A 5,069-nucleotide genomic window follows, 5' to 3' on the forward strand; every position below is an offset into this window, starting at 1 on the left:
TAGTCGTGGATCTTGCCCTCCCTGATCTCTATGACCCTGGTCACCAGGTCGTCCAGGAAGTCCCTGTCGTGGGAGACGATGACGATGGTGCCTCCGAAGCCGAGAAGGGCCTCCTGGAAGAGGTCCCTGGTAGACCTGTCCAGGTGGTTGGTGGGTTCGTCCAGGATCAGCAGATTTGTCTCCCTGAGGAGGATCTTGAGCAATGCCAGCCTTGACTTCTCGCCCCCCGAAAGGGCACTCACCGGTTTTTCGATGTCGCTTCCTGAAAAGAGGAAGCAACCCAGGAGGTTCCTGCGCTGGGGTTCATCGCAGGGAGAAGGGGCCTTCCTGGTCTCTTCCCAGACGGACCGCCCATAGTCAAGATTCTCGGAACTCTCCTGGGAGAAGAAGGCGCTCTTGACGTTGTGCCCCAGGGTGACCCTCCCCCGGGTGGGTTTTTCCCGGCCGCTGAGCAGCCTTGCCAGGGTGGATTTTCCCGCGCCGTTCACGCCCACAAGGGCTACCCGCTCGCCCCTCCGGATGGTGAGGTCCACCCCCGAGAGAATGGGCTTTTCGCTGTAGGCGTGATCCACCTCGATGGCCTTTATCACCTCGAGCCCGCTCCGGGGCGATGGCGGGAACCTCAGGGAGCCCTTCCTGGAGGAGTTCCCGGGTTCGCCCCTTTCGATCTTCTCCAGCGACCGGATCCTGCTCTGGACTTGGGCGGCCTTCGATGCCTTGTAGCGGAAGCGTTCGATGAAGGCAAGGGTCCTGTCGATCTCCCCCTGCTGCTCCTTCGCCTCCCTTTCGGCGGCCTCCAGCTCCTGGGATCTCTTCCTGGCATACTCGGAAAAGTTGCCGGGGTATAATCGGGCCTGCCCGCCGGAAACCTCCACGGTGGAAGTGGTGAGCTTGTCCAGAAATCGTCGGTCGTGGGAAACGGCCATCAGGGTGCCGCGGTAGGTGGCCAGGTAACCTTCCAGCCATTCCATGCTCTCCGTGTCGAGGTGGTTGGTGGGTTCGTCCAGGAGGAGGGCATCGGGCCTGGAAAGAAGGATGGAAGCCAGCGATACGCGCATCTTCCACCCCCCGGAAAATTCGCCCGTTCCGCGCTCCAGGTCCTCCCGCCGAAAACCCAGACCTTTCAGGACCTTCCCCGCCATGGCTTCGAAACCGTAGGCGTCCAAGGCTTCGTAAGAGTGCATGAGCCTCTCGTGCCTGGCCAGGAGGGAGGTTCTATCCCCGGAATGGGGTTTCAGTTCGGACAGTCTGTGGCGCACCTCCGAAAGGTCCCTCTCGATGCGGCCGATCCCGGCCGTCTCCTTGAGGAGTTGCAGGAGAGGCGCGTCGCCGATCTCGACGAGGTCCTGGGGCAGGTATCCCAGGCGTCGCCGCGAGGAAAGGGAGATCTCCCCCAGGTCGGGGGAGATCTCACCTGCGATAAGGCGGAAAAGGGTGGTTTTGCCGGCCCCGTTGTCGCCGACGATCCCCACCCGGGCTCCCCGGGGGACCGCCAGGGACATTTTGTCGAAAACTCTCCTCCCGCCGAGGGTAAGGGTTATGTTGACGCAACGTATCAAGGGATTACCGGGGCTCGTCCTCGAAGGGATCGAAACCGGGCCGGTATATCAGCACCGAGCAGTGGGCGTGCCGGGCTACGTTCGTGGTGGTGCTGCCCACCATCAACTGCGGTATGCCGCTGATGCTCTTGAAGCCGATGACGACCAGGTTGAAGTCGTGCTTCTTCGCCGTCTCGATGATGACCTCGGCGGAATTGCCCTGGGCGACGATGATCTCGTGTTCGTGCTTCGGCAGATCGGGGCGCTTTTCCTCGGCCACCTTGATGAGGTACCGGATCTTCTTGCGGGCGCTCTCCTCCGCCTCCTTTGCCCAGTCGGGGTTGACCCAGGTGCCGTACCCTTTCCAGATGAGCGAACTGGGCAGCACGTTGATGAAAGCCACCTCGGCATCCAGCCGGTGGGCCAGGGAGTGACCGTACTCAACCAGGTGATCGGCCATCCTGGTCATGTCAATGCAGTCGAGTATCTTCTTCGGCATGGTGACCCCTCCTGTCTTGAGTCTTGTACCAGGATTATACGATACAAAACCGTTATTGAAGACGGTTAAGTCCTCGATACCTTATACTTGTAAACGCAGGTTTTGCTGCAAGAGAGCTGAAAGGAGGGTTCTCCCCTGGGTCCGTCGAGCCTCTTCAACCATGTCCTGGGCCCCGTAATGCACGGCCCGTCGAGCTCCCACACGGCCGCGTCCTTCCATATAGGGAGGATGGCCAGGTCAGCCCTGGGCGAAAGTCCGGTGGAGGCGGACTTCGCCTTCGACCCGGGCGGCTCCTACGCGGAGGTGTACCGGCAGCAGGGGAGCGACAGGGCCTTCGCCATGGGGGCCATGGGTCGGGACATAACCGACCCGGCGTTTTCGGTCGCCCTCGAGACCGTCCAAAAGGAGGGGATCGATCTTTCCTTTACGATCAGATCGCTGGAGGATAAGGATCACCCCAACGCCGTCGAGGTGGTCCTGGCGGGTGCCTCGGGCAGGAAGGTCGCCCTTTGCGCCAGGTCGGTGGGCGGCGGCGCCGTGGAGATCACCTCCATCGAAGGCATCGACCTCTCCATCCACGGCGGCGCCTGGGAACTGGTGGTCCTCGCCGGGGAGGAGTCTTTGCCCCGCCTGAGGTCTGAAGCGGAAGGGCTTTCGCTCGCTCCTTCCTTCCCACGCGAAAAGCCCCATCTCGGCCTGGTAGCCTTCCACGCTTCCTGCCTCGACCGACCCTCCGAAGGATTGCTCGAAAGGATTCGCTCCGATGCCGGGGTGAGGGGCCTCTGGCTCGTGGAGCCCGTCTTCTTCCCTATCCGCGGTGAGCCCCTGTTCAGAAGCGGTTCGGAGATGGTCTCCTACGCCGAAAGGGAGGGGGTGACCCTCGGCGGGGCGGGGTTGCGCTACGAGTCGGCCCTGCTCGGCCTGGCGCCGGGCGAGGTCGAGGACGAAATGATCAGGCGTTACCGCATCATGGAGGAGTCCGTAAGGGCGGGAATCTCCGGTGAAGGCCTCGTCATGAGGCTGATGGACCCCGTCGCCGGCGACATCATGGAGGCCGAATCCCGGGGCGGCCTGGCCCTCGGGGGACTCCACACCAGGGCCGCGGCCACGGCCCTGGCCGCCATGCACGTGAACGCCGCCGGGGGGCTGGTCTGTGCCGCTCCGACGGGAGGGTCCGCCGGCACGATACCCGGCGTGGTGGTGACGTTGAGGGAGGAGATGGGCCTTCCGGAGGGGGAGATCGCCAGGTTTCTCTTCGCGGCCTCCTCCATAGGGCTGGTGATATCGGAGAGGGCCACCTTCGCCGCCGAGGTGGCGGGATGCCAGGTCGAGATAGGCGCCGCCGGTGCGATGGCCGCCGCCGGCGTAGTGGAGTACGCTGGCGGGAGCGCCGCCCAGGCCTGCGATGCCGCCGCGATATTCCTTCAGAACTGGATGGGTTCCGTTTGCGACCCCGTCCAGGGTTTCGTGGAGATACCCTGCCACACGAGGAACGCCGTCGCCTCTTCCGAGGCCTTTGTCTGCGCCGACCTGGTGCTGGGGGGTTATGTCAACCCGGTGCCCTTGGACGAGACCGTGGACGCCGTCCTGTCGGTGGGAAGGATGCTGCCCAGGGAGCTCCGCTGCACCGTCCTCGGCGGGCTGTCGCTTTGTCCCTCGGCGAGGGCGCTCAAGGCCAGGGGCGACTTTCAGGCCCCTCAGGCGTAGCGGCGGATCTCCTCCAGGGTTTTCCGCTGCTTAGGGGCAGGGCCGTTCTCCTTCGGGTAGCCGAGGCAGATCAGGAGGTCGACCCTGGCCCTACCGGGCAGCCCGAGGACTTTTTTTACGGACCGTTGGTCGAACCACCCCATGATGCAACTACCGACCCCCTCCTCGGCGGCCTGGAGCAGGAGGTGTTCGCAGGCCATACCGATATCGATGAGGGTGAAGTCCACGCCCTTTACGAAACCGCCCCACCGGGCGGCTGTCTTGGCTTTTTCCCTGATGACGGCGATGTGGACGGGAGCCTCCCTGGCGAAGGAGTTTATGGAATGGAGGCCCGTGTAGGCCGCTTCGACAAATTCCCGCCGGATAGGGGGGGCATCGATCACGAGGAAGCTCCAGGGCTGGGAGTTGCAGGCCGACGGAGCGAGCCGGGCTGCCTCGAGGCAGCGGTCGATCACCTCCCTTGGTACCGGGTCGCTCCTGTAGGAGCGGACACTTCTTCGTTTTCGCACCAGTTCGAGAAAAGCCATGGCCACCTCCACGTACTGCCGGTTTTTCTCTTCCTTCCCTGTCGTCCCGGTTCTCTTGTACCATTTAAACCCATAATTCGGCAAGGAGGTTTTTCAGACGATGCCCAGGGAGACCTACCCCATGTTGCTGGTGATAGCGATGAGCGCCGCGGCGGCCCTCTTCATGGTCAGGGGTTCCAGGCCGCTGGCGCGCAAGGCCCTGAGGCTGGCGGGACTTGTCATCCCCCTGGCCGTCTTTCCCTTGTGGGGAGCGGGGGCGTACAGGATCTGCAATCTCGCCCCGGCGGCGGTCTTGGCCCTCCTCGAAGCCGCCAGGCTCTCAGGAAGCGGGGAGGATTCGTTGCTGGGGCGCATGGTTTCTCCCATCTCCAAGGAGGGGGAGGGGAAAGGGTTCTCCGGCCTTTCGACGTACTTCTGGGGCGCGGCCTTGGCTTCCCTCGCACCCGGCGGGATCGGGCCCGCCGTCACCGTCATGGCCAACCTCGGTGATCCCTGGGCTTCCATGGCCGGTTCGGCCTGGGGCGGGAAAAGATCTCCCCACGGCAAGACCTGGGCCGGCAGCACTGCCTGCCTGGTGGTGACCTCCTGGGCGGGCTTGTCCTTCGTGATGCTCTTCCCCGGGTCGGGGGTCACCTTCTTCCGGGCGGTCTTGGCCTCGATGGTCATGACCGCCGTCGAAAGGTATTCCCCGGGGGAGTACGACAACCTCTCGGTTCAAGCCGCCGGGGCGGCGGCCATGATCCTCGCCGCCGGGGTTTTCGGCTGAAGCCTAGAGGACTTCCGCTAGAGGTTCCTTGA

At 63.8% G+C, this 5,069-nt stretch carries 5 protein-coding genes; 2 read left to right on the plus strand and 3 right to left on the minus strand.

Annotated features, from left to right (window positions below):
• The coding region (locus GX108_03665; protein ID NLO56141.1) for an ABC-F family ATP-binding cassette domain-containing protein at positions 1–1,502 on the minus strand (1,502 nt) is incomplete at its 3' end.
• Positions 1,503–1,563: 61 nt separating this feature from the next.
• Positions 1,564–2,037: a universal stress protein gene (locus GX108_03670; GenBank protein NLO56142.1), complete on the minus strand. Its 474-nt coding sequence runs from the start codon at positions 2,035–2,037 to the stop codon at positions 1,564–1,566.
• A gap of 135 nt (positions 2,038–2,172) precedes the next feature.
• Between GX108_03670 and GX108_03675 the strand changes: the two genes are divergently transcribed.
• The gene (locus GX108_03675; GenBank protein ID NLO56143.1) at positions 2,173–3,744 is read left to right on the plus strand and encodes a hypothetical protein; all 1,572 of its coding nucleotides are present in this window, start codon (positions 2,173–2,175) and stop codon (positions 3,742–3,744) included.
• On the opposite strand, the gene GX108_03680 is transcribed toward GX108_03675, so the two are convergent.
• Positions 3,735–4,271, minus strand: coding sequence for a nitroreductase (locus GX108_03680; protein NLO56144.1), 537 nt, complete (start codon positions 4,269–4,271; stop codon positions 3,735–3,737). The genes GX108_03675 and GX108_03680 overlap by 10 nt on opposite strands.
• Positions 4,272–4,371: 100 nt before the next feature.
• Between GX108_03680 and GX108_03685 the strand changes: the two genes are divergently transcribed.
• On the plus strand, positions 4,372–5,037 hold the full coding sequence (locus GX108_03685; protein NLO56145.1) for a hypothetical protein: 666 nt from the start codon (positions 4,372–4,374) through the stop codon (positions 5,035–5,037).
• Positions 5,038–5,069 lie beyond the last annotated feature (32 nt).

The sequence above is a fragment of the Thermovirga sp. genome (assembly GCA_012523215.1).
In the GTDB taxonomy this organism is placed as follows: domain Bacteria; phylum Synergistota; class Synergistia; order Synergistales; family Thermovirgaceae; genus 58-81.

Coding starts and splice junctions, on each gene's coding strand:
- GX108_03670 (NLO56142.1), bottom strand. CDS start 2,037: ATGCCGAAGAAGATACTCGACTGCATTGACATGACCAGGATGGCCGAT.
- GX108_03680 (NLO56144.1), bottom strand. CDS start 4,271: ATGGCTTTTCTCGAACTGGTGCGAAAACGAAGAAGTGTCCGCTCCTAC.
- GX108_03685 (NLO56145.1), top strand. CDS start 4,372: ATGCCCAGGGAGACCTACCCCATGTTGCTGGTGATAGCGATGAGCGCC.